This window comes from Clostridium sp. FP1 (assembly GCF_011065975.2).
Classification (GTDB): Bacteria; Bacillota; Clostridia; order Clostridiales; family Clostridiaceae; genus Clostridium_AD; species Clostridium_AD tagluense.
Map to the genome: position 1 here is coordinate 2,108,714 of NZ_JAAMNJ020000001.1, position 21,890 is coordinate 2,130,603.

Consider the following 21,890-nt stretch of genomic DNA (forward strand, 5'->3'; position numbering starts at 1 on the left):
TTCAGGAAATTCTTTGATAAACTAAATCCAGTAGTAAGCAGCAAGTGCTTTTCTACTGGATTTTATTTTAATCTTTTTTGCCATGAAGATTCCTATTTTGAAGTTTTACGGTTTCAGGTAATTCCTTGGACCAAGGCATGTATTTTAATAGCGTATTGTTATCCTTGTTTTCTAAATTACACAACACATCCATTAAATACACTAAATACTTTTCTACCACTAACCCATTTGCCTTAGCCGTTTCTACTACGCTATATATTGTTGCACTTGCTCTTGCTCCCTTAGGAGTATTACACATAAGCCAGTTTTTTCTACCAATAACGAAAGGTTTTATTGATCTTTCGGATGCATTATTATCGATTTCTAAGGATCCATCAGTTAAAAAAATTCTGAAGCTCGGTAATAGCTTTCGGCTATATTCTAAGGCTGCGCCCAATGGACTTCTTGGCAATGCACTATTTATTTCTATATCCACATACTTTATAAATTCTTCAATAATTGGTGTTGATTTTTCAAGTCTTGTTTCATAGCGCTTTTCGTAGTAATCATCTTCACCAGCATAGTTCTCTCTTAAATCTTTTTCGATTTTATAAAGTTGCTCGCAAAAATTAAACCCTATAACTGCTCGAGAATTTTTTAGGGCTTCTTTATCTAGCTTTGTAACTATATCAAAGTATTTTCTCCTAATATGAGCCAAACAGTACAGCCTTTTTACATTCTCTACAGAATTATAGCCGGCGTAGCCATCTGTTTGGATTATCCCAGAAAATCCCTTTAAAAATCCTTTAGGGCAGGAGCTTGATCTTGTCTTTTGATAGTCATACAAAATAATTGGATCTTTATATTCACCAGTTTTGTATAACCACATATATTTTTTAGCCTTGGAATCTTCTCCTTTAGAGTCCACAACTACTACAGTGGTTTCATCAGCCTGGATATAATGGCTTTTTAATAGTTCTTCCTTCATCATGTCGTAGACAGGTTCAAACTCTTTTGCAGCACCGATTATCCAATTGGACAATGTTTGCCTAGAAAGATTTGCACCAAGCATATCAAAATACGTTTCCTGTCTATAAAGCGGTAGCGCATATTGATATTTAAGATTTATTACATGGCTTATTAATTCGTTAGATGCCATACTTTTATATAGCAAGCTGTTAGGCGCTTTTGTAGTAATTATATTTGCTTTACCTTCAGCTTCTTCACAGGATTTACAAGCGTAGCTATAGGTTACATGTTCCTCTATATATAGCTCTGCTGGTTTATATTTTAGAATTTCTTTTGATTTTGATCCTATAACAACAAATTGCCCATTGCACTTATCGCAATTAGCCTTATCCTCGTCCAATTTATGCTCGATAATTACTCTTTCCAAATTAGCTAGATTATCTTTCTTTCCTACATAAGAAGAGGCCTTTTTTCTCTTATATGTTATTTCTTCAATGGTTGGCTCCGCCACTTTTGAATCACAAAACTTTTCTGCTTCGTCAAAAAGAGATATTTGGTTGCTATCCATCTGCTCGCTAGACTTACCGAATATTTTTTTATTCTTATTAAGAACTTGATTTTTTAAAAATGAAAGTTCATTTTTAAGCTCTCTAATTTCTTTATCCTTTAATTCTATCTCTTTTTCCATCTTAGAAATTATGTTTTTTGTTTTATAATCTAATTGTTCTTCAATATTTAAGTCATTCATTTCAATTACCTCTTCTAAAGTTTTTATACTTATATTATAGCAGAAAACCCTTGATTTATCAAGGGTCAAGAGGTTTTTTTATGTGGTTTTAATAGTAGTTTTTTTCCTTAATCGGCTTGAATTTTGAGGTTGTTCTTACCTCATAACCTTTTAGTAGCCAACCTAGTTCTTCTATATTTACTTTTAAGGCTTCCGCCTTTGTCATTGGCCATTTAAACCTACTTTTTTCTAATCTATAATAATATAACCAAAATCCATTATCAAAATGTAGTATTTTAAGCTTATTCATTTGTTTATTGCAAAACACAAATAATGCTTTTTCAAAGGGGTCTAATTTTAAGTCTGTTTGTACTACCATTGATAATCCATCTATGCTTCTTCTTAAATCTGTTACGCCGCAAGCTAAATATACAGTGTTAACCTTATCAATATTTAGCATGATTTACTTAGTTCCTTAAGTATATTTGATAATAGTTCTAGTTCATTTGCAGGTATAAATATATTAATTTTACCGATCTCGATTCTTATATCACTACATCCTTTTACACTTTTGTTTACTGCTTTGGGGTTGGATTTTTCATTATTAATTGCTATAGCATGAAATGTTGGCTTATTTGATTGTTTAAATTTATTTTTATAATAGTAGAACTGACTCTTGCTAATATTATTTTCTTTACAAAAGCTGGTTACAGTCCCTTCATAAGAAGAAAACTTTTCTAAAAATCCTCTCCAGGTTATATCATTATTTTTTTTTGCCATTACAGATAACCTCCTATTCTTACTATCTGTAATTTTAGCAAAGGTAACTTTAACTATCTAGGCGTCAATTCTTTTACGCTTACTCTAATTTGGCTAATAATTGCAAGTTTAGATAACCAGTTAAATAATAAAGATAAGGATGATGCATATGTAATTGCATCATTTACAAATCTTTCGAGCAGAAGATAAATAGTAATTTATCGAGTTGGTTAATATTAAATTATGAAGAAAATTTATAAACAATGAAATGTACAAATCAGAATTTATAAGATTGGAGAAAAAGCCGTGGAGTCTATCGAAAATAAGCATTACTTATACAAAGAATACAAGGATAAAGTTATAAATGTATATAAGGACGAGAGATTAGAGTATTATTACCATCCTAAAATACAAGAATTTTTGCAAAGTATCTGTTCTCACTATGAAAAAGTAATTAATGTTGGTGAAAATAAACAAAGAAATGGTATACATGCTAAGGCTAGGAGCGCATATGCGGACAATGGTGGGTTGCAGGATCTTATTATTGTTCCAAACAGTTATTCGTATGAGAATCCTACAAAACCATATGTAACTGTTGAAGTAAAAATACCAGATATCGATATTGAAATTGAAAAGGATACAATCACTAGATATAACAAATTAAAGGTTGAAAATCATATAGGACAATTGAACGAACAGTTTAAGAAAACATCATATATTATTTTTACAGATTGTATAACCTGGTATTTGTTAATTGCTCATGGTAACAGTATATCAACAAAGGAGGAGCTATCTTTAGTTGAGTTATCTCAAGAGGAATGGATATGGAAAAGAGAAATATACAAGTTTTCGGGTGAAGATAAGGAATTTTTCAAGAAAATTGGATTTGATTATGTAGGGGAACATGAAATCGAAAACGAGCCAATCGATTGGAAAGAACTGATAGAAAAATTAACAGAATTTCTAGAGAAATCAAAAAAAAATTATTAGACGTAGTACAAATTCTAATTTGTCTTAGCGAACAAAATGGGCATACTGATGCTGAAGTAAAGATTTAAACTTCTAATTAGGCTAATAATGGGCAGTTCGACCAATTAGCACTTAGTTTAAATACCGTAGTTAGCAGAAAGAATATTTATTAGAAGTTTATATTCTGTTTCATTTCATCAAATTTTTAATTATTAGGGGTAAAGACTCATAGCCATCAAGCTAAGCCACATTAAATAATATTGGACTATCACCAGCTACAATATTTTACCATTAATTTTTCTTTTGTGAATTTGAATGGTGTATTTTAAGTGCATATTAGTATTCAAATAATTTCATGTCACGCCAAAAAAACCACTATATAGTGGGAATATTCGCAATTTTATTAAATTGGTCTATGCTGCAACTTTAACCTGTGTTGATGTTAGTTTATAACAAACTCCGAGAATATCAAAAACAGTTTTCTTATCCTTTTTATGAGATTTCAGACCATTCCTAACTACATTTTCAAATATTAATTTTAACGTATTAAAAACTTTATTAGGAAATTTGATAAGCTCAAAATATATCCCATCAATATATTCATGAACTATTTCACAAGTCTTAATTTCACTGGCTTCAAGCCCTTTATTTTCTAAGGCTAAAGTCCTCATTTTAAACATTATAGCAGAGCTTATGAGTAGCAAAATAAGTTTCCCATAAAGCTGACATTGAAACCGTTCTATTTTAACTAACTTTACAACCTGTATACTAAATATGGATTTCCATGTTTTAAAAATTATTTCCACCTGCCATCTTAAGCTGTAAAATTCATGAACCTGTTTTGCACTTAAAACTTCTTCTGTAATATTGGTTATATAAATAGATATCCCTAATAATTCAATAGTATTATCACTTTTTTCTATACCCTTTTTCTTAGCGTTCTTCACAGATTTTTCTGTTCTTTTTTTCAATTGATCATTTGTTAGTTTATATAAAATAAGCCTTGTTTTTAGTGTCTTTTCCTTACCTACATAGACATCCTTAATTTCATAACGGTCCCCCTCTCCCATCTGTTTCATTATGTCAGAAATATAGATTCTTTTAAAAAGGCTTGATTTTTTGGGGGCGCCATTCTTATAGTACTCTATATCCTCATTGTCTATATATACAGCTATATTAGGTTTGAGTCTTGATATGAAAAAGGCTTCTCTATTTTCTATGTCCAAAAAATCTTCAAAGTTGAAATATCCAAGATCCCTTAAAATAAGATCCCCAGATTTGATAGTATCTCTTATTTTGCTCCCAAAAGTATTGTCGCTTCCAGAGCCAGCTCCTACTTGTATATTAAGAAGATTTCCAGATTTCAATTCATATTCTAGTTGTATTTTTACACCTGAAGCTTGAGAACAGCCACCAGATCCAGGGTAAATATCTTTATAGCTTTCTGGTACTTGAAAAGCAGTAGAATCAAGTATTCTTATTCGTTTGAAATGTTCATCCCATACACTTGGTATACAAGTATTATTTGTTATTGTTTGGCGCAACAGATTCTCAAAAATTTTCTTTAAAAATTCCACGCATTTTTCATTTAAACGTTGATCTAATGCTTGATTAGAAATAACTATTCCTATTTTGGCACTAAGTTTTGTACATAAGGTAACAAGTGTATTATTCGCAACCTCTGCATCCATAAAGCAGCATAAGCAAACGAATTCCCATGCGCGAATTTTACCTTTTCTTTTCACAAAACCTGTTTCTCTTGCTATTGCTTCAAGCTCCTCTTTTGAAAAACAACTTTTAAGTTCAGCTGCAAAAAGTTTCATATCTTTATCCAATTTTAAGTTTTCTTCTATCATTTGTAAATTACCCCCATTGATGTGTTTTTATTATCTTTCAAATAATAACATTTTCACAAATGGGGGGCTTTATTTTTATAGAATTTTCTTAGCTTGATGGCTATGGGGTAAAGACTATGGATAAAAATATAAGAGATATAACTAAATTAAGATATTACGAGGTATCACAAAAAAATCCCATAGAAATGAAATTAGGAAAAACCACAAGAAAAAAATTATATCATTATACAACTAGTGCTGGAGCAAAGGGAATATTAGAAAGTAATACTTTATTTGCAACACAGAGTAATTACTTAGATGATGTAACCGAAATAAGATATATTTCTACTGTTTTAAAAGGCGTGGTAATGTATTTAAAACAAAACGAAAAACTTTACGATAAAGGGGTTGCAGGTTACTCTATTATTTATGAAGCTATTATTGAAACATTTGAAGGACTAAGTGAAATATATAAATATGGAGCTCCCATTAGTGGATCAAGTCTTTATTTATTATCATTAACAGAAAATAAAAACAACAAATACTTATATGAAAATTATTGCAGAAAGGATGGACATAACGGGGCCGTACTTGAATTTAGAAATAACGTTGATGATATGTTTAAACACAACAAGCATGTAATGTGTATAGGTTCAGCAAGGGTAGAATATCACCTTAAAAGGCAGATGACATCAATATTAAAAGATATTAATGAATTTTATGCAGAGATCTTAACTACTTTAGTTAATGAAGAAACAATAGTTGATTATGTTGCAGCTATAGAAACGGTTAGGCGTGTAATTGAAATGAAAGTGATGAACTATTCTTTTTTCTTTAAACATGTGAATTACGCCAAAGAAGAAGAGTATAGAGCGGTATTTTTAATAGATGATCCTGATAATATATTTGTAAAACATAGAACAATATTAGGTATAAAAAAACCTTACATAGAATTAAACTTCAAGCCAGAAAGTTTAATTAAGACAAAATACATAGACTAATTTTTAATTCGAAATATTCATAAAGTGTGTCACACTGGTAAAAAATAACGTAGCAATTTTTTTAATTGATAATTTAATATACGTTAATTATCAAATGATTGTATGATTTGGAGGAATAAAAATGTTTGAATCAAGGTGTGGCGTATGCTGCAGTCGTTGTGTACAGAAGGAAAAAGTTAATTGTAAGGGGTGTCTCAATATGTCTGCTCCTTTTTGGGGCGGAGTGTGTGGTGTAAAAACTTGTAGTGAATTAAAAGGATGTCAAGCATTTTTGAAAATGTCCTCAAATATTTAAAACATTAGCACCAGTTTTTCTGGTGCTTTTATTAATTTGGGTTACTTAATGAATATTGCACAAAGTGGCTATAAGATTATTTAATTACTTTGAAATTTTCCTAAAATCTTTTCTAAATATCTTTTAGCCGTAGGCTTATAATTGGGGGTCCATTAAAGCTTAAAGGTCATTTTTGAAAATGTGTATGAATCCTTCTATTTATATTAGCGTAGCTAATGGATGAGAATCCATTTCTTTTTATTAATTTGATTTTATTATTTATGACTTCCATTGGTCAGTTTCTTAATCTATTATCAAAGTATATTTTGGGTTCACTTAATAAACCTTTGAAGATTGTCTTTTTCAAAGATCTAAAATGAACAGATTTTTAGTGTTTCTATGCTACATTATTGTTCCGGTGAGCCTGTTTCTTTAGATACCGCTCAAACGAATCTTGTTTCCAAGGGTGATTCATTGGTGGTATGTAGCGTTTGCTAGGTTGGGTATTGGGAACTGCTAAATCAAAGTTTTTGGAGGAGAGTTCATGTCCAGGTAATAAATCTAGCGCATAAACTTTCTCATCTACACACAAGAAAATCTCGCCATTAAATGATTGAATTACCGTTCCAACTGTTCCTTTGCGATAATGTACAGGATATCCATTGCAATCAACAGGCAAATAATAATTCTTTTTAAATTTGATACAACTTCCGTTATCCACCTTCCTACTGGTCAATACGGCAAGAGTTAAGTTGATTTTTTCAATATCTGGTTGCATTTCAAAGACAGATTTGATATTATCAACAGGTAATGCAAACTGAGCATTGAATTCTTTTATGTAGGAGTTTAAGAATTCGTTTGCTTGCTCAATTGTGTTTATACCACTTATCCGCATTTCCAAGGGGAGGCGTGATTGTAACGTCTGAAACATTCTTTCTACGCGTCCCTTGGCTTGTGGAACACTACTGGTTTTAATTTCAATACCTAATTGTTTGCATGCATAGCTAAATTGTGTAAATGTGTCCTCTTCAACTGAAGGGGAATTTTTTTGTTTATATTCAAAGACCGTACGCCTATCAGTGAATAACATGTAGGGAATACCATAGTTAGTAAGTACTTGGTGTAGTACATGATAGTACCCATTTAAAGTTTCTTGCGGATCGAAATAAGCACCCACAATAGCACCAGTAGCATCATCTACTGCGATATGCAACTGACTTTTATCGTTACCGAACCAAAGATGTACCGAAGCATCCATTTGAAGCATTTCGCCTGCATAAGCACATCTTGGACGTCTAGGATGTGCATCCTCGGCAGCAATTATGGAACTTTGAATTTTAGCAATTTCTTTTATAGAATTAGTTGCTTTTTGCAGTTCTTTTAATTCAGCCTTAATCCTTTTTCTTGTAGCACGCTTCGCCTTAGGGGACAGGATGAAATCTTGCATAAGGATAGAACGAATGGTGCTAGTAGAAACCGTTATATTCTCGTGCTTTTTTAGCAATTCGCAAAAATGGGTAATATTAGCTTCAGGGTATTTGGTGCAATATAAATCTAGGATTAACTGCTTGGTATTAGCATCAAGAGCATGTGCGGGCTTTCGCCCTCGATTACCATGAATAAAGAATTCCTTTCCACTTTCTTTATACCCCTTAATCATTCTGTTAATATGCCTAACCGAACAATTGAGAGCAATAGCTGCTCGCTTTTTATTGGCATCTGTTTCTATTAATTTTTTTATAGTAGAGTACTTATCCATTTCTTCCATAGTTAAATTCACCTTTCTTATTATCAGCACCTCATTTCTAGTCATGAGGTTTATTATACAATGTTTTCATATTTGGGACATAATCAAATGTGGTATAGTAAGACATTATCATAAACGGATCATAGTAAAAACTTGTAGTGAATTAAAAGGATTGAACCATTGTGGTGAATGTGATATATTCCCATGTGATATGTTAAGAAATATGGGAAAAGATCAAGGCTTTGACCCGTTACCTAAAATTGAGCAATGTAGGAAATGGATGATTGAACAAGTTTATGAGGAAAATCCAAAATAGTTTTATTAACATTTTTCTTAAATTGTTCATCAATTATAAATCTAAGGTTGATGAACAATCGTATTTTAAGATGAAGTAAGGATTATTTTTATAACAGAATCAAAAATAAGGAGTTGCTTTAATGATATATTTAAAAAAATTTAAATTACCTTCCTTTTCACAAGAAGAAGACAACAATTTAACGCCTCATGCATATCCATATGGCATATTCCCATTTAAAGAATTTGAAGATATTGGTTTTAAACCAATTACTATTTTTTATGGTGGCAACGGTTCTGGGAAATCTACGCTTTTAAATTTAATTTCGGGAAGATTGAATTTACCAAGAACAACTCCGTTTAATTCTAGTGAACTTTTCAGTGAATATATAAAAACAAAATGTGATTACGCAACTGATTTTGATGAGGATGGATTGCCTTTAGAAATACCATTAGGCAGCAAAATAATTACAAGTGAGGATGTTTTTAATCATATTCTTACAGTTAGAAATGAAAATTGTCGTATAGATAAAGCTAAGACTTTGCAGCAGCAACAATATTATGAAGCAAAGTACAGTAAAATTCAATTCAATTCAATGAACGATTATGAACAATTAAAAATGCAAAATACAGTTAGGAATCAAACTTGTAGCCGTTTTGTAAGAGATCGCACTGACCAAAGTATCGAGCAATTTTCAAATGGTGAAACAGCCCTTTCATATTTTGATAATAAATTTGAATCAGGCAATTTATATCTTTTAGATGAGCCAGAAAACAGCTTGTCACCAAAATTTCAATTGCAACTTGCTAAATTGATTATTGATTGTGCATATTATTGTAATTGTCAATTCATTATTGCTACGCATTCGCCATTCATACTATCGATAGATGGAGCACAAATTTACGATTTGGATTCCACACCTGTTAGAGTTAGAAACTGGCATGACCTAGAAAATGTAAGAATCTATTATGAATTCTTCAAAGAATACAATAATCTTTTTGAATAAACAAAACGAGAATAATCCGTAGGCGTAGACAAACCAGTAGCAAACATAAGTTGTCTATTTTATTTCCAACTTATGTCAGCATCTCCGAGGTGCTTCAAGAAATTGGAACTTAGTGAAGATTTCTTGTTATAAGTCGCCTAATATTGTACCGTAGCCGTCACACAAAAAAACTCATTACTTTTGTGACAGCTTGCATAATCTAATGGTATAATATTCCTATGAGTTACGTCAGATTTGTAAAATAGAACTAAACCGCTAAAAACGGTGGCAGACGAGTACTAATGCGCTTAATTTAATTTTTACATAAATAAAATATAAAGAAGTATCCTATTTACTAAGATACTTCTTTATTATAATACACACTTCCTATAAACTTTTATTGTCGAAATAAAAAATAAGGAAGTGTTATTATTTATGTCAGAATTAAGAGAAAAAATGAAAATGGATATGGAACTAAGGGGTTATAGTCCAACGACTATAAAAAGCTATATTAATCACGTTAGTAACTTTGCTAAATTTTACAACAAATCACCAAAGTATTTAGGTGAAAAAGAAATTTGTGAATATCTACATTATTGTATCATTATAAAGAAATTAAGTGAAGGAACAGTTAATTATATTAATTCAAGCCTTAAATTTTTTTATACTAAAACTCTGAATAGATACTGGAATTCGGACAAAATCGCAAGGATGAAAGAACCATCAAAATTACCTGCTGTATTATCCCCAGATGAGGTTAAGTCTATCTTTGATGTTACTGAAAACCTTAAGCATAAGGCAATTCTCATGACGGTTTACTCCGCAGGCTTAAGGGTTAGTGAAGTTTGCAATTTAAAAATAACGGATATTGATAGTAAAAACATGCAAATATTAATTAGAGAGGGCAAGGGTAAAAAAGATAGATATTCATTGTTGTCAAAAGCAAATTTAGAAATCCTTAGAGAGTATTGGATAAAATATCATCCTACGGAATATTTATTTTCTGGAAAGGGTCGTACAGATTCTATAAGTCCACGTAGTGTTCAGAAAATGCTCGAGAAATCTATAAAAAAAACTAAAATCACTAAGCATGCAACTGTCCATACGCTTCGTCATAGCTTTGCAACTCACTTATTGGATGCTGGTACAGATATCTGCTACATTCAAAGACTTTTAGGACATACCAGAATAACTACTACCACTATTTATTTACATCTTAGAAGAATGGATTTACTTAATATAAAGAGTCCATTGGATGTGCTCTTAGGAGAAAAAGATGATTGAGATTCAAGATATATTTAATCAGTATGGCGATGAATATAGGAGAAATCATCAGCTTCCGCTGCACATTTTGAAAACTATGATTGATATTGAAGCTTGTAGAACAGAAGAGCTTGGTGGTCATATAGATGAATGTGATGAATGTGGGCATATTAGAGTTTCTTATAATTCCTGCCGAAACAGACATTGTCCTAAATGCCAAACTTTAGCAAAGGAAAGATGGCTTGAAAAAAGAAAAGAGGATTTATTACCCGTAGGGTATTTTCATGTAGTTTTCACTATACCTCAAGAACTTAACTATATAACTCTTACAAACCAAAAGGAAATGTATTCTATCCTCTTTAATGCTGTTTCAGAAACATTATTTGAACTTTCAAGAGATAAAAAATATTTAGGAGCCGAAATTGGATTTATGTCAATTTTACATACGTGGGGTCAAAACTTAATGAATCACCCTCACATGCATTGTATAGTTCCAAGTGGTGGTTTAACTTTTGATGGTACAAAATGGATAAATTCTAAAAAGAATTTTTTTATTCCAGTGAAAGTTTTATCAAGAATATTTAGAGGAAAATTCTTATTTTATCTTAAAAAAGCTTATTATAGTAATGCTCTTAAATATACTACTGGAATTGAGGAATTAACAGAAAAACACATATTCCAAAGCTTTGTAGGTAAGTTATATAAAAAAGAATGGGTTGTATACTGCAAACCCCCTTTCGGGAGTGCGGAGTACGTACTTGAATACCTTGGCAGATACACTCATAGAGTAGCGATATCTAATCATCGAATTGTAAATTTAGAAAATGGATATGTAACATTTAAGTGGAGAGATTATAAAGACCATAATAAAGAAAAATTTATGACTCTTGCGGTAGATGAATTTATTAGAAGATTTCTCATGCATGTTCTACCAAGAAAATTTGTAAAAATTAGACACTATGGGATATTAAGCAATAGAAATAGGTCAACTAAACTTCAAAAGTGCAAAGAACTTACAGGTGCAGTACAAAGTAAAGGTGAAAATTCAGATGTTAAGTTAAGTGCAGCGGAGCTTCTTTTAAAGATGACAGGAATAGATATAAATACATGTTCTTGCTGTGGTAAAGGTAAAATGATTATAAAAGAGAAGTTGAATCGCCAAAATTTTTCTCCACCTTGTGAAAAAAAATGGAATAGCGTCTCGTAGAGTGTTTATTTTGGGGAGGGGGAAAGTACGTCTATTTTTAGAAAATAATCAAAATTTAGAAGAGTTTAAGATACATTTATGGAAATTAAAGTGATTAATCTTAGTGTTAAAGCAAATTTCAGAAAGAGGGGAAAGATTGAATCTCCATAGTAGTGGAAACGCGGCATCGTTCTTTTGCTTGTTTCAGAAATTGAGCAGTTTTAGTGGCTATCATCATTTAAGTATATACTTATGGTGATAGTTTTTATCGGCTCAACATCTGAATCCAAACCTATACAAACTGCGTAGTAAGGATTATTTATATTTTGTGTGCAAGGAGGGATTATTATGAAAGATAATATGAAAAGTTCAAAAGTAGGAATAATCATTTCTGTATTTACAATTATTATTGCTTTAATAACCTTTGTATATGCAAGAATTAAACGAATGCCAAGTTGGACTGAGGGTATTATATTAGTTTCTGTTACTATCATTTTTTGTAGTAATATTTCAAACTATAAATCGCATAAAAATAAAGACAACAATTCTAAAAAGAATATTTAATTTGTACAAAATATTCTTTTGTTTTTAAACATTTAATTTTTGAACAATTTATAATCAAAAATTAAAAGGAGGTTTTAATAGTGGTATATTTTAGTCTATTTGGGGCATCTGTTTTTATGATTATTGGAAGCTTTAAAGTTAAAAGACAGGATATGAAAGTAGTTAAATATATATTACTAACAAGTGGCTGCGTAATGTTTGTTTTAACTATATTAATTAAATTACATTTATTCTAACATCCTTATCTATTTCAATTCAAAATGGATTACTACTTATTTTGAATTGAAATATGAATTAGGTTACTTCGAAATCTTCATAAGTTGCGTCACAACTGTTTAAAAATGCGGCTTATGAACGATGTAAACAACTCAATAAATAGTAAGTTGAAAGGAAGTTCTATTATGGGAGAACTATCAAAACTACCTAATATCGGAAAAGAAGTTGAAAGTCAGTTGAATAAAGTAGGTATATTTACTTATGATGAATTAAAAGATATTGGTGCAGAACAATTGTGGCTGAAAATACAAGAAATTGATACTTCTGCATGTATTCATAGATTGTTAGCACTGGAAGGTGCAATTCATGGTGTTAAGAAAATAGCATTGCCACAGGAACGTAAAGCAGAACTAAAAGATTTTTATAATTGGCATAAAAGTAAATAGGGATTTGTATTGAAGATTTAAAAGGAGGAGGAAATGGCTTGAATTATGTATGGACAATTCAAAAAAAGTCAGTAGTTGATATTAGTAATAGCAAGGGGGGGTACTATCCAAACTTTCGATATGACCAGAAAAAGTGCAATAAAGCCTATCAATTTGTGTTGGATAGTTTCAATCAAGTAAATGAGAGCGATTATGCTGGGTTAGTATTTGGTTTTGCCAAAAAAGGTGTAGCACAATATTTTGAAAATATAGATGAACTCTATGAATATTACATGGATAATCCGCTTGTTACCGATGCATTTCATTTATGGGATAACACGTATGTTATATTGCAATTACAATATAATGAAGGTTTCAATAAGATTCCAGTTGATTTTAATGATTTCATACAAATAATGCCTCCAGTTTGGAATAATAATGCATACAATATTATTAGTTCTCGTATAAAACAAGGAACCTATTTAGGTGGATATACACTACCAAGTTTTACACAAATCCATATTCCTTTTATAAAAAAAGAGAACATTGTTAAAGTGTATGGTAACTTTGATAAGGTTAACAGTGACCGTACAGGTATGTTAACTACATTCTCATTTGAGTAACACAAATACCTAATTATTTAATTAAAACACCAAATATAGGAGCACTGCAATCGAATCAATCAATTCGAATGATAGTGTGTTATTCTATGTGGTGAAGAGAGAATGTAGCGAGGGGGTATAATAATATGTCGGCTAAACGATGTGCATTATGTGGTCAAACAAGGGAATTGGAATTAAGCCATATTGTTCCTAAATTCGTAATCAGATACTTAAAAAAAACCTCACCAGGAGCTATCAGGAACAAAGAAAATATTAATAAAGTGGTGCAAGATGGAGAAAAGCATTATTTGCTTTGTGGAGATTGTGAGGATTTATTTAGTATATATGAGACTAAATTTGCAAATAAATTTTTCTATCCGTATATGAAGGATAATGTAAAAGAGTTTAGTTATGATAGTGATTTATATTATTTTTTAACTTCTGTGAGTTGGCGAAGTTTGTATTTAGATATTTTAGATTTTGTTGAGCATTCAGAGGAAGTAGGGATAGACTTACAAATTTTAAATTGTCTTATTGAGAAAGAAAGGGGCATGAGAGACTATCTTTTAAAAATACAACCTAATGTAAATGGTATAGAAAATCACATACTCTTCTTTGAAGATATAAAAAGCATCTCTAATGAGTTAGTAAGCACAAGACCGCACACTACTTTTCACAGGAGTGTAACAAGCTATACTTTCTTTTACAAAAAGTTAAAAACATATGCAACTTTAACCAATATGATGGGTATTATTCTCTTTACACTTTACAATAAAGGTGAAAATGAGAGATGGGAAAATACTGAAATTACTAATGGAGTAGGTCTAATAAAAGCTGAAAAACAAATAATAGAGAGTGCTTGTGCAGATGAGTTGATGCTAATACTTAAATCTGCAGAGAAAGACGCAACTAAAATAAGTGAAAAGCAACAAGAGTTAATTAATAAAAAATTGAAAGATAGACCTGAGGAATTTATTAAATCAAAAGTATTTGAAGATTTGAAAAAGGATTTTGAATTAAAAAAGGATGACATTGATAAAAAAAATTAGTAGTAGAGTGCATCTAGGATGTAATAGAGCACTCGCTTTTACTCACAGTCTGAAAACTGTTATTTGAATATATTTAGATCTAGGTCAAATGATAATAGTAAGATATCTGCAAATTCAGTACCTAAAAAACTTTAGGTAATTATTAGTAGTGCTTAAGTACTTTAAACTAAATTTATAGATGTAAATCATTAAGATTTCTAATATTATGGGTGCAGTGGTTCTGGTTTTAAGTAGTTAAAGGTTTGAAAACTACTTAAGATTAGGTCCATATACAGTATATAAATTGAGTGTAGCTATACAAATATATTTCAAGCTCATGGGGTAGTTGGGTATTAAAAGGTATATAGAGTCTTAAATTATGTTGTTTCATTTAGAGATAATAAATTACATATTAAGAAAGTACAGACTTAAAATCAGATATTCTTTAAGTTTAAACTCTGGGGTAATCTTGGAGTTTTAAATTTTTACCTATTTCTATAAATATTGCAGGGGAAAGTAGCTTTATGTTGAACTAATGTATTATAAAGTATGAAGTGAATGGAGATACATACTTAATGGAAAGTAGGCAAGTATATAGTATGAATGTGGAAAAATGAGCACTTAATTGATGAAATAACGGGTCTATGGTTAACTTGTAAAAAGACCGTGTAAGGTTATTTATATAATATGCAGATAAATAGTAATTTGTTTATGTGAAGCTGAATGAGTGAATGGGGGATATAGATGATTATGCCTAATATGATTTACGATATTCGCACAAATGAATATGCTCAACGGACATTAACCAATCTCACTGGCATACCAATCTCAGTGTGGAAACAATATCTTCGTCACGAGCGCGAATATGAATATACGGATTATCTTGTGGCAGATGCGATCAACTCTCATGGATATCTACCACGTAGCTACAGAGATTTCCAATTTGTATACTTTCATGTGACGACAAGTGCTAATGGATGCGCATCTTTTCGGAAGCATGGAATATTAGATTTAAAACAATCTTATTCGTGCCATGACTCTGAGCTGAGATTGTTCTTGGAAAAACGCGATATCCATATCAATTTAGATGAGAGAATACTGATATATCGGGAACAAGAATTCGATATTACCTTCGGAGCTTGCCCAAGACAAGACACAGAGGCTTATAAATATTGGTCCATAGGGAGAAAGTTTTATTTCGATTACACTACATGTGGGTTCTTATCGGTGAGGGAACGAAGCTCTTATGGTGGACAAGTTCATCGTCGACCAGAAATTTTAATGAATATTGACGATCTTCTTGGATTGAATTTATCCAGAGAATGGATGTCTACTCATGATTCTTATGAGATAGTGGCTAAGGTTAGCGGTGAAAAGGTTATCTATGATAGTGATTACGATCAAAGTGATGAGGATAAGGTTCTGAATTATTTGACTAAGGCATATTGGACTGCCTTTGGTGAACCGAGTGAAAATATACTTCTGATTAAAAACCATATACAGATCCAGCCTATGGATATTCTTGAAATAAAGCCAATGGAGCATTGGAAAGATTGTTGATGTTTTATGTATTGAAGCGTAATACTTTCATAGAATTAAAAGTAAAGCAACAAATTCCAATTGTGCGCCCAGCTAAGGGTAATTAACCTAGCAGGTGGAAATCCTGTCTGAGTAAGGTCTAGCCAACCAACAGTAGCGAGTCTTGAGTTGTCATCAGTAATGGTGGGAGCTAAGCGTAGACAGCGAGAAAGTAGGGTTGAAAAGCTATTGAGCCTCGAAATTTTGTATATCAGAGGGCTGACGTCTTAATTGGTGCGGAAAGCAAAATCACATAGGTCGTAAAGGCAAGAACTATGTGGCACTGCGGGGTCAAAGGGCCAATCATGCTTTACATTATGGTTAATTGTCAACTGGGGAGAGCCTGTCGTTTCTTAGAAATAAGTATGACAAACAACAATAAAACGTAGAATGTCAAATGGACGACAGGCAGTCGGATAGTCCCATAGTACTGTTGAGACTGGGTAATGCCAGTGGAGGGAAGGGGACTACGTAATAACAATCTTTCTGAGGACACATCATCTGTACTCAGGGACGGGAGAAATGATGGGAACAAAATTAGAAAGAATAGCAGAAATATCAGCAAATACACGCAAACCAGAATTTACTTCACTATATCATCATATTAATGATGATATGCTTAGACAGTGCCACAAAGAGCTAGATGGAAATAAGGCAGTTGGCATTGACAGAGTTACAAAAGCAGAATACGGAGTAAATCTGGAAGAAAATATATCTAATTTAGTAAAACGGTTAAAGAACAAGGCATATAAGCCATTACCATCATTAAGGGTATTTATACCAAAAGGAAATGGTAAAACGCGACCGTTAGGAATTGCGTCCTATGAAGATAAAATAGTACAACTAGCAGTAAAGAAGATACTAGAAGCAATCTATGAACCAAGATTTTTGGGAAATATGCATGGTTTCAGACCGAAATGTAGTTGTCATGATGCTATCAAAGAAGTTTATAACAGAATGTATCAAGGAAAAATAAACTATATTGTTGATGCGGACATCAAAGGCTTCTTTGACAACATGAGTCATGAATGGATAATGAAATTTTTGGGGGTATACATAAAAGACCCAAATCTCCTATGGCTTATTAATAAATACTTGAAAGCTGGAGTAATAACTGACGGAGTATTTGATGAAAGTACAGGCGGCTCTGCACAAGGAAATATCATAAGTCCAATAATAGCCAATATTTATATGCATAACGCTTTGATGTTGTGGTATAAGGTTGTTTTTACAAAAGGTATAAAGGGAGATAACTTTTTGACAGTTTATGCAGATGATTGTGCGCCACGAAAGCGTGGTAAGCAACTCGTAAGAGTGGCTTAATATAGCTGTGCTATACAGATGATGGAGGAGGGCCCTCCGAAATCGCCATGCAGGTGGAGATTTCAAACTACCTTAAGGTGCTGTAATCAAAAGTTATGGTGCTTAGCGTTAAGGAAAAGGCAGAGGTAAATCTGTCAAGTATGTACTAAAGAGATGAATGAGCATGTGAATCACTTACGAAAATGTCGAAAGCGTAGAGACTCCATCAAAACCAGGGGGTAGTCGTTAACTTGGGATAAGCCTAGAAGAAACCTGTTTACTGACTAGGCGGTGGGCGGCATAAAGGTGACATGAATTTAGTACAGGCATTTGTATGGAACGTGGGAACCTACGGCTTGATGTTAAGAGAGTATTTCAAGCAGAAGAACTGTGAGAAAAGAGTATCGATGCAAGCATAGGGGCAGATTGAGTCGTAGTAGTGAAGAAACTTCTGCAATGGAAGTGGAGCGAAGGACTTCGAGTTATTCAGTTTCAGAAATAAGTCAACTTTGAAAAGGAGGAGGAACTTATGACAGAAACAAAGCCGTTTAATATTTCTAAAAGAGCTGTAGTTACAGCTTATGAGAAAGTTAAAGCAAACAAAGGAACGTATGGAGTTGATGAACAGTCAATCGAAGATTTTGAAAAGAATTTGAAAAATAATCTATACAAAATCTGGAATAGGATGTCATCAGGAAGTTACTTTCCTCAACCTGTAAAAGCTGTTGCAATTCCAAAGAAAAGTGGAGGAACTAGATTACTAGGGATACCGACTGTTGAGGATAGAATTGCACAGATGGTAGTTAAATTATATTTTGAACCAGAAGTGGAGCCTATGTTTTACGAAGATTCCTACGGATATAGACCTAATAAATCTGCAATACAAGCACTTGTAGTTACAAGAGTAAGGTGTTGGAGAAAAGATTGGGTTCTCGAATTCGATATAAAAGGACTATTCGATAATATCAAACATGATATTCTAATGAAAATGGTAAGGAAACATACAAATGAAGAATGGATTATTCTATATATTCAAAGGTGGTTGACTGCACCATTTCAAATGGAAAACGGAGAATTAGTACCAAGAACCTCTGGCACTCCGCAAGGGGGTGTCATAAGTCCAGTACTTTCGAATCTGTTTCTACATTATGTGTTTGATGACTTTATGACAAAAGAATTTAGAGCAATTCCGTGGGCAAGATATGCAGATGATGGAATAGCACACTGTGTATCACTAAAACAGGCTAAATATCTACAAAGACGATTGCAAGAAAGATTCGAAGAATATGGATTGCAGTTGAACCTTGATAAAACAAAGATTGTATACTGTAAAGATGATGATAGAAAGGGAGATTATCCAAATATATCATTTGATTTTTTAGGATACACATTTAAACCTAGAGGTGCTAAGAGTAAATTCGGCAAATATTTTACAGGCTTCTTACCAGCCATAGCAGATAATGCAAAGAAAAGAATTCGAAAAGAAGTAAGAAGTTGGAGAATACAGTTGAAAGTAGATAAAGATTTGTGGGATATATCAAGTATGTTTAATAAAAAGATACAGGGTTGGATTAACTATTATACACATTTCTATAAAACAGAAATGTATGCAGTATTAAGATATATCAATAATGCTTTAGTAAAATGGGTTCGAAGAAAGTATAAGAAAAGAAAACACAGACGAAGAGCAGAATATTGGTTAGGATGTATTGCAAAAAGAGATAGAAATTTGTTTGCACACTGGAAAATGGGAATATTACCAACAGCCGAATAATGGGAGCCGTATGAGCCGAGAGGTTCACGTACGGTTCTGAGAGAAACTAAGGGTGAAGTTCCCTTGGTTTACTTACTTTATAGCAGGATTCCAGTATAAATGGGAAGCTGAGAAATACTATGATGAACTCAAGGAAAGAATGGGAAAGTTCAACCTAGAACTGGAGGAGAGCAAAAGCAGATTACTGGAGTTCGGTAAATTTGCAGAAAGTAATCGGAAAGCAAGGGGAGAAGGTAAACCAGAAACATTTGATTTCTTAGGCTTTACGTTTTATTGTGGGAAAAGTCGCAGAGGGTATCCATGTGTCATGTTACAAACAAGTAGCAAGAAATTTAGACAAAAACTAAAAGACACTAAAAAGTGGCTCTATGAGAATAGAACTATGCGAGTTAAGGAAATGATAAAGTCATTAAATCTCAAATTGGTTGGACATTATAGGTACTATGGAGCATCTTTCAATGGTAAGATGCTAACAAACTTTCTGCATAGAGTACAGCAATTTATATTTAAGACACTGAATAGACGAAGTGATATGAAAAGCTATAGCTGGGATGGCTATTTAGAAATGCTGAAATATTATCCTTTAGCGAAACCAAAGATATATTTTAAGTTGTTTTAACTGTGAATGTTATTATGAGGAGCCGTATGCGGGAAAGCCGCACGTACGGATTCTGTGAGGGGCTTACATTGTGAGGTGTAAGTCTACTCGACTGTAGAGTTGAATTAACATAATTTTAGACACAGTTATTTCGTATCTTTCTAAACGGACGACACAACCAACTGTTACAATTACTAAAGTAATGGAGTAATTCTGCGTTTTTTATATATTCTTCAGCTTCCCATTATTCTTATTATAGGTAGTTGAAGTTACTAAGAATATGGAATGTTAGTAATAGAGGTAAAATTAAAAATGATACTAGAGGATCTAAGAATAAAGATTTAGTTGATGACAAATGCGAGTGCAAAAATAATAAGATTAATATTGTTGAGGAAAATAAAAAAGGTGTGCAAACTGTCCAAGTGGAAGTTGTAGAAAAAAATGAAGGGAATAACGATTTTAAAATATTTATAGGGCGTAGATCAACAACAGGTGAATTGGTGTTTTATGACCCTAAAAGAGAAGGCTCAAAGTTATCAAATATGAATATAATGATAACAGGTAGTTCAGGGAAAGGGAAAACTCAATTATTGAAATCAATGATAATTCAAGGTAGAAAAAAAGGAGCTAATTATTTGATTTTTGATTTTAAAAATGATTTTGGCGACGATGAATTTTTAATTGGTGCAGATTTAGAATATGTTGATCTAGAGTTTAAATCATTACCTTACAACCCATTAATACCTCCCAAAAAAAATAATATGGGCAAGAAGTTTATTAATATTGGAGCACATGTGTATGAAATTGCAGGTGTATTTAAAGATGTTTATAAATTAGGTCCACAACAAGAAGCAGCATTAAAAGATGTTCTTAGAGAAATTTATAAAAAGCATGGATTTAATGTAAATAGTAAAAATATTGAGTTTAACAATGACTTGCAATTTCCTATTCTTGATGAGGTGGGTGATTTGATTAAAGAGAAAGATATAAAAGCTTATAATAGATTAGAACCAGTCTTTAATTATGGGTTGTTTTCAAATGAATCTAGACAGATAGCTTTATCAGATATTTTGAGCAAATCTTATGTTTTGAGTCTAAATTCTATAACAAACGATGAAATTAAAAGGGCAATATCTAAATTAATAGTCGTGAGTGCTCATCAGTATTTAAATACTTTAGAGCATAGTGAAAAAATAAAAAATGTTTTTGTATTTGATGAAGCTCATAGATTTTTAAAAGAACCTAGACTTAATACTTTAATAAGAGAATGTAGAGCATATGGATTAGCAATTTGGTTATCATCGCAATATCCAAAAGATTATATTAAAGAAATAAGTGGAAACTTAGAAACAAAAATTGTACATGGGAATGATAATAGTGATGAGAATGTAAATGCCATTAAAGAAGTAACAGGATTTGATGGACCAACAGAAAAAATTATAAACTTGGGGCTTTTTGACTCGATTGTTGTTAATGGTCAATATAATAAAGCATTCGTTGAAACTTTATCTTATCCCCATGCTTTAATATTGCTTGAAATTTTAAAAAATGGCTCAATTGATTCTGATTCTATAATTGCAGGGGTTAGAGTTGAAATGAAAAATGAGTTGTTAATGCATCTAGAGAAAATGGAATTCATATCATTATCAATTAACAATAGATATATACTAACAGAATCAGGAGAATTAGTTGTAAAGTATTTCTTATAGCAACACCAGTTCCTTTGAATAATTAAGAACGTTAAAATAGCGCTTAATAAATTATTATAGAACAAAAATTGTTCACTACGTTTCAAAGTGGGGGGGTACCTGTGA

General features: G+C 31.9%; 20 protein-coding genes and 1 pseudogene. 16 read left to right on the plus strand and 5 right to left on the minus strand.

Translation table 11 applies throughout. From position 1 onward, the window contains the following. Positions 1–67 precede the first annotated feature (67 nt). From tnpC to tnpA, 3 genes are all read right to left on the minus strand, one after another. Positions 68–1,696, minus strand: coding sequence for an IS66 family transposase (gene tnpC, locus G9F70_RS10165; protein ID WP_164948087.1), 1,629 nt, complete (start codon positions 1,694–1,696; stop codon positions 68–70). An 88-nt stretch (positions 1,697–1,784) separates the two neighbouring features. After that, positions 1,785–2,135, minus strand: a complete 351-nt coding sequence (tnpB, locus tag G9F70_RS10170; RefSeq protein WP_164948086.1) for an IS66 family insertion sequence element accessory protein TnpB — start codon at positions 2,133–2,135, stop codon at positions 1,785–1,787. Beyond that, on the minus strand, positions 2,129–2,455 hold the full coding sequence (gene tnpA, locus G9F70_RS10175) for an IS66 family insertion sequence element accessory protein TnpA (RefSeq protein WP_164948085.1): 327 nt from the start codon (positions 2,453–2,455) through the stop codon (positions 2,129–2,131). The genes tnpB and tnpA overlap by 7 nt, the downstream gene beginning before the upstream one ends. Before the next feature lie 285 nt (positions 2,456–2,740). Between tnpA and G9F70_RS10180 the strand changes: the two genes are divergently transcribed. Continuing rightward, entirely contained in the window at positions 2,741–3,424 is a 684-nt protein-coding gene (locus G9F70_RS10180; protein WP_164948121.1) for a hypothetical protein, read from the plus strand. A 392-nt stretch (positions 3,425–3,816) separates the two neighbouring features. Here G9F70_RS10180 and G9F70_RS10185 read toward each other — a convergent pair whose 3' ends face one another. Then, the gene (locus G9F70_RS10185) at positions 3,817–5,259 is read right to left on the minus strand and encodes an IS4 family transposase (protein ID WP_224617501.1); all 1,443 of its coding nucleotides are present in this window, start codon (positions 5,257–5,259) and stop codon (positions 3,817–3,819) included. A 116-nt stretch (positions 5,260–5,375) separates the two neighbouring features. On the opposite strand from G9F70_RS10185, the gene G9F70_RS10190 reads away from it, so the two are divergent. Beyond that, a complete protein-coding gene (locus G9F70_RS10190; RefSeq protein ID WP_164948119.1) occupies positions 5,376–6,239 on the plus strand; it encodes a DUF2971 domain-containing protein in 864 nt (287 codons plus the stop codon). A 121-nt stretch (positions 6,240–6,360) separates the two neighbouring features. After that, entirely contained in the window at positions 6,361–6,534 is a 174-nt protein-coding gene (locus G9F70_RS10195; protein ID WP_411955998.1) for a hypothetical protein, read from the plus strand. A 376-nt stretch (positions 6,535–6,910) separates the two neighbouring features. Here the strand turns inward: G9F70_RS10195 and G9F70_RS10200 are convergent, their stop codons facing one another. Then, positions 6,911–8,281 carry an ISNCY family transposase gene (locus G9F70_RS10200; RefSeq protein ID WP_164948111.1) on the minus strand — a complete coding sequence of 457 codons (1,371 nt, stop codon included), beginning with the start codon at positions 8,279–8,281 and terminating at the stop codon, positions 6,911–6,913. 416 nt (positions 8,282–8,697) lie between these two features. Here G9F70_RS10200 and G9F70_RS10210 point away from each other — a divergent pair, with 416 nt between their 5' ends. The 13 genes and pseudogenes from G9F70_RS10210 to G9F70_RS10270 all read left to right on the plus strand — a co-directional run bounded on the left by G9F70_RS10210 (position 8,698) and on the right by G9F70_RS10270 (position 21,785). Continuing rightward, positions 8,698–9,561 (plus strand): AAA family ATPase, encoded by an 864-nt coding sequence (locus tag G9F70_RS10210; protein ID WP_164948108.1) that lies wholly within the window; start codon positions 8,698–8,700, stop codon positions 9,559–9,561. Between the two features lie 414 nt (positions 9,562–9,975). Next, the gene (locus G9F70_RS10215) at positions 9,976–10,824 is read left to right on the plus strand and encodes a site-specific integrase (protein WP_220322476.1); all 849 of its coding nucleotides are present in this window, start codon (positions 9,976–9,978) and stop codon (positions 10,822–10,824) included. Then, the gene (locus tag G9F70_RS10220; protein ID WP_224617502.1) at positions 10,817–12,010 is read left to right on the plus strand and encodes an IS91 family transposase; all 1,194 of its coding nucleotides are present in this window, start codon (positions 10,817–10,819) and stop codon (positions 12,008–12,010) included. The genes G9F70_RS10215 and G9F70_RS10220 overlap by 8 nt, the downstream gene beginning before the upstream one ends. 327 nt (positions 12,011–12,337) lie before the next feature. Further along, the gene (locus G9F70_RS10225) at positions 12,338–12,553 is read left to right on the plus strand and encodes a solute carrier family 23 protein (protein WP_164947810.1); all 216 of its coding nucleotides are present in this window, start codon (positions 12,338–12,340) and stop codon (positions 12,551–12,553) included. Positions 12,554–12,633: 80 nt separating this feature from the next. Continuing rightward, the gene (locus G9F70_RS10230) at positions 12,634–12,789 is read left to right on the plus strand and encodes a hypothetical protein (RefSeq protein WP_164947809.1); all 156 of its coding nucleotides are present in this window, start codon (positions 12,634–12,636) and stop codon (positions 12,787–12,789) included. Between the two features lie 165 nt (positions 12,790–12,954). Beyond that, a complete protein-coding gene (locus G9F70_RS10235; RefSeq protein WP_164947808.1) occupies positions 12,955–13,215 on the plus strand; it encodes a TfoX/Sxy family protein in 261 nt (86 codons plus the stop codon). Between the two features lie 38 nt (positions 13,216–13,253). After that, the gene (locus G9F70_RS10240) at positions 13,254–13,817 is read left to right on the plus strand and encodes a hypothetical protein (protein ID WP_164947807.1); all 564 of its coding nucleotides are present in this window, start codon (positions 13,254–13,256) and stop codon (positions 13,815–13,817) included. A gap of 125 nt (positions 13,818–13,942) precedes the next feature. Beyond that, a complete protein-coding gene (locus tag G9F70_RS10245; protein ID WP_164947806.1) occupies positions 13,943–14,845 on the plus strand; it encodes a hypothetical protein in 903 nt (300 codons plus the stop codon). A 1,035-nt stretch (positions 14,846–15,880) separates the two neighbouring features. Next, positions 15,881–16,384 (plus strand): hypothetical protein, encoded by a 504-nt coding sequence (locus G9F70_RS10250; protein WP_164947805.1) that lies wholly within the window; start codon positions 15,881–15,883, stop codon positions 16,382–16,384. Between the two features lie 543 nt (positions 16,385–16,927). Next, positions 16,928–17,680 (plus strand): annotated as a pseudogene (locus tag G9F70_RS10255) (reverse transcriptase domain-containing protein); the annotation flags it as partial. A 553-nt stretch (positions 17,681–18,233) separates the two neighbouring features. After that, a complete protein-coding gene (gene ltrA / locus G9F70_RS10260) occupies positions 18,234–19,478 on the plus strand; it encodes a group II intron reverse transcriptase/maturase (protein ID WP_164947804.1) in 1,245 nt (414 codons plus the stop codon). Positions 19,479–19,530: 52 nt separating this feature from the next. Continuing rightward, the gene (locus tag G9F70_RS10265; protein WP_411955999.1) at positions 19,531–20,097 is read left to right on the plus strand and encodes a hypothetical protein; all 567 of its coding nucleotides are present in this window, start codon (positions 19,531–19,533) and stop codon (positions 20,095–20,097) included. A gap of 242 nt (positions 20,098–20,339) precedes the next feature. Further along, positions 20,340–21,785 (plus strand): ATP-binding protein, encoded by a 1,446-nt coding sequence (locus G9F70_RS10270; RefSeq protein ID WP_164947803.1) that lies wholly within the window; start codon positions 20,340–20,342, stop codon positions 21,783–21,785. Positions 21,786–21,890 lie beyond the last annotated feature (105 nt).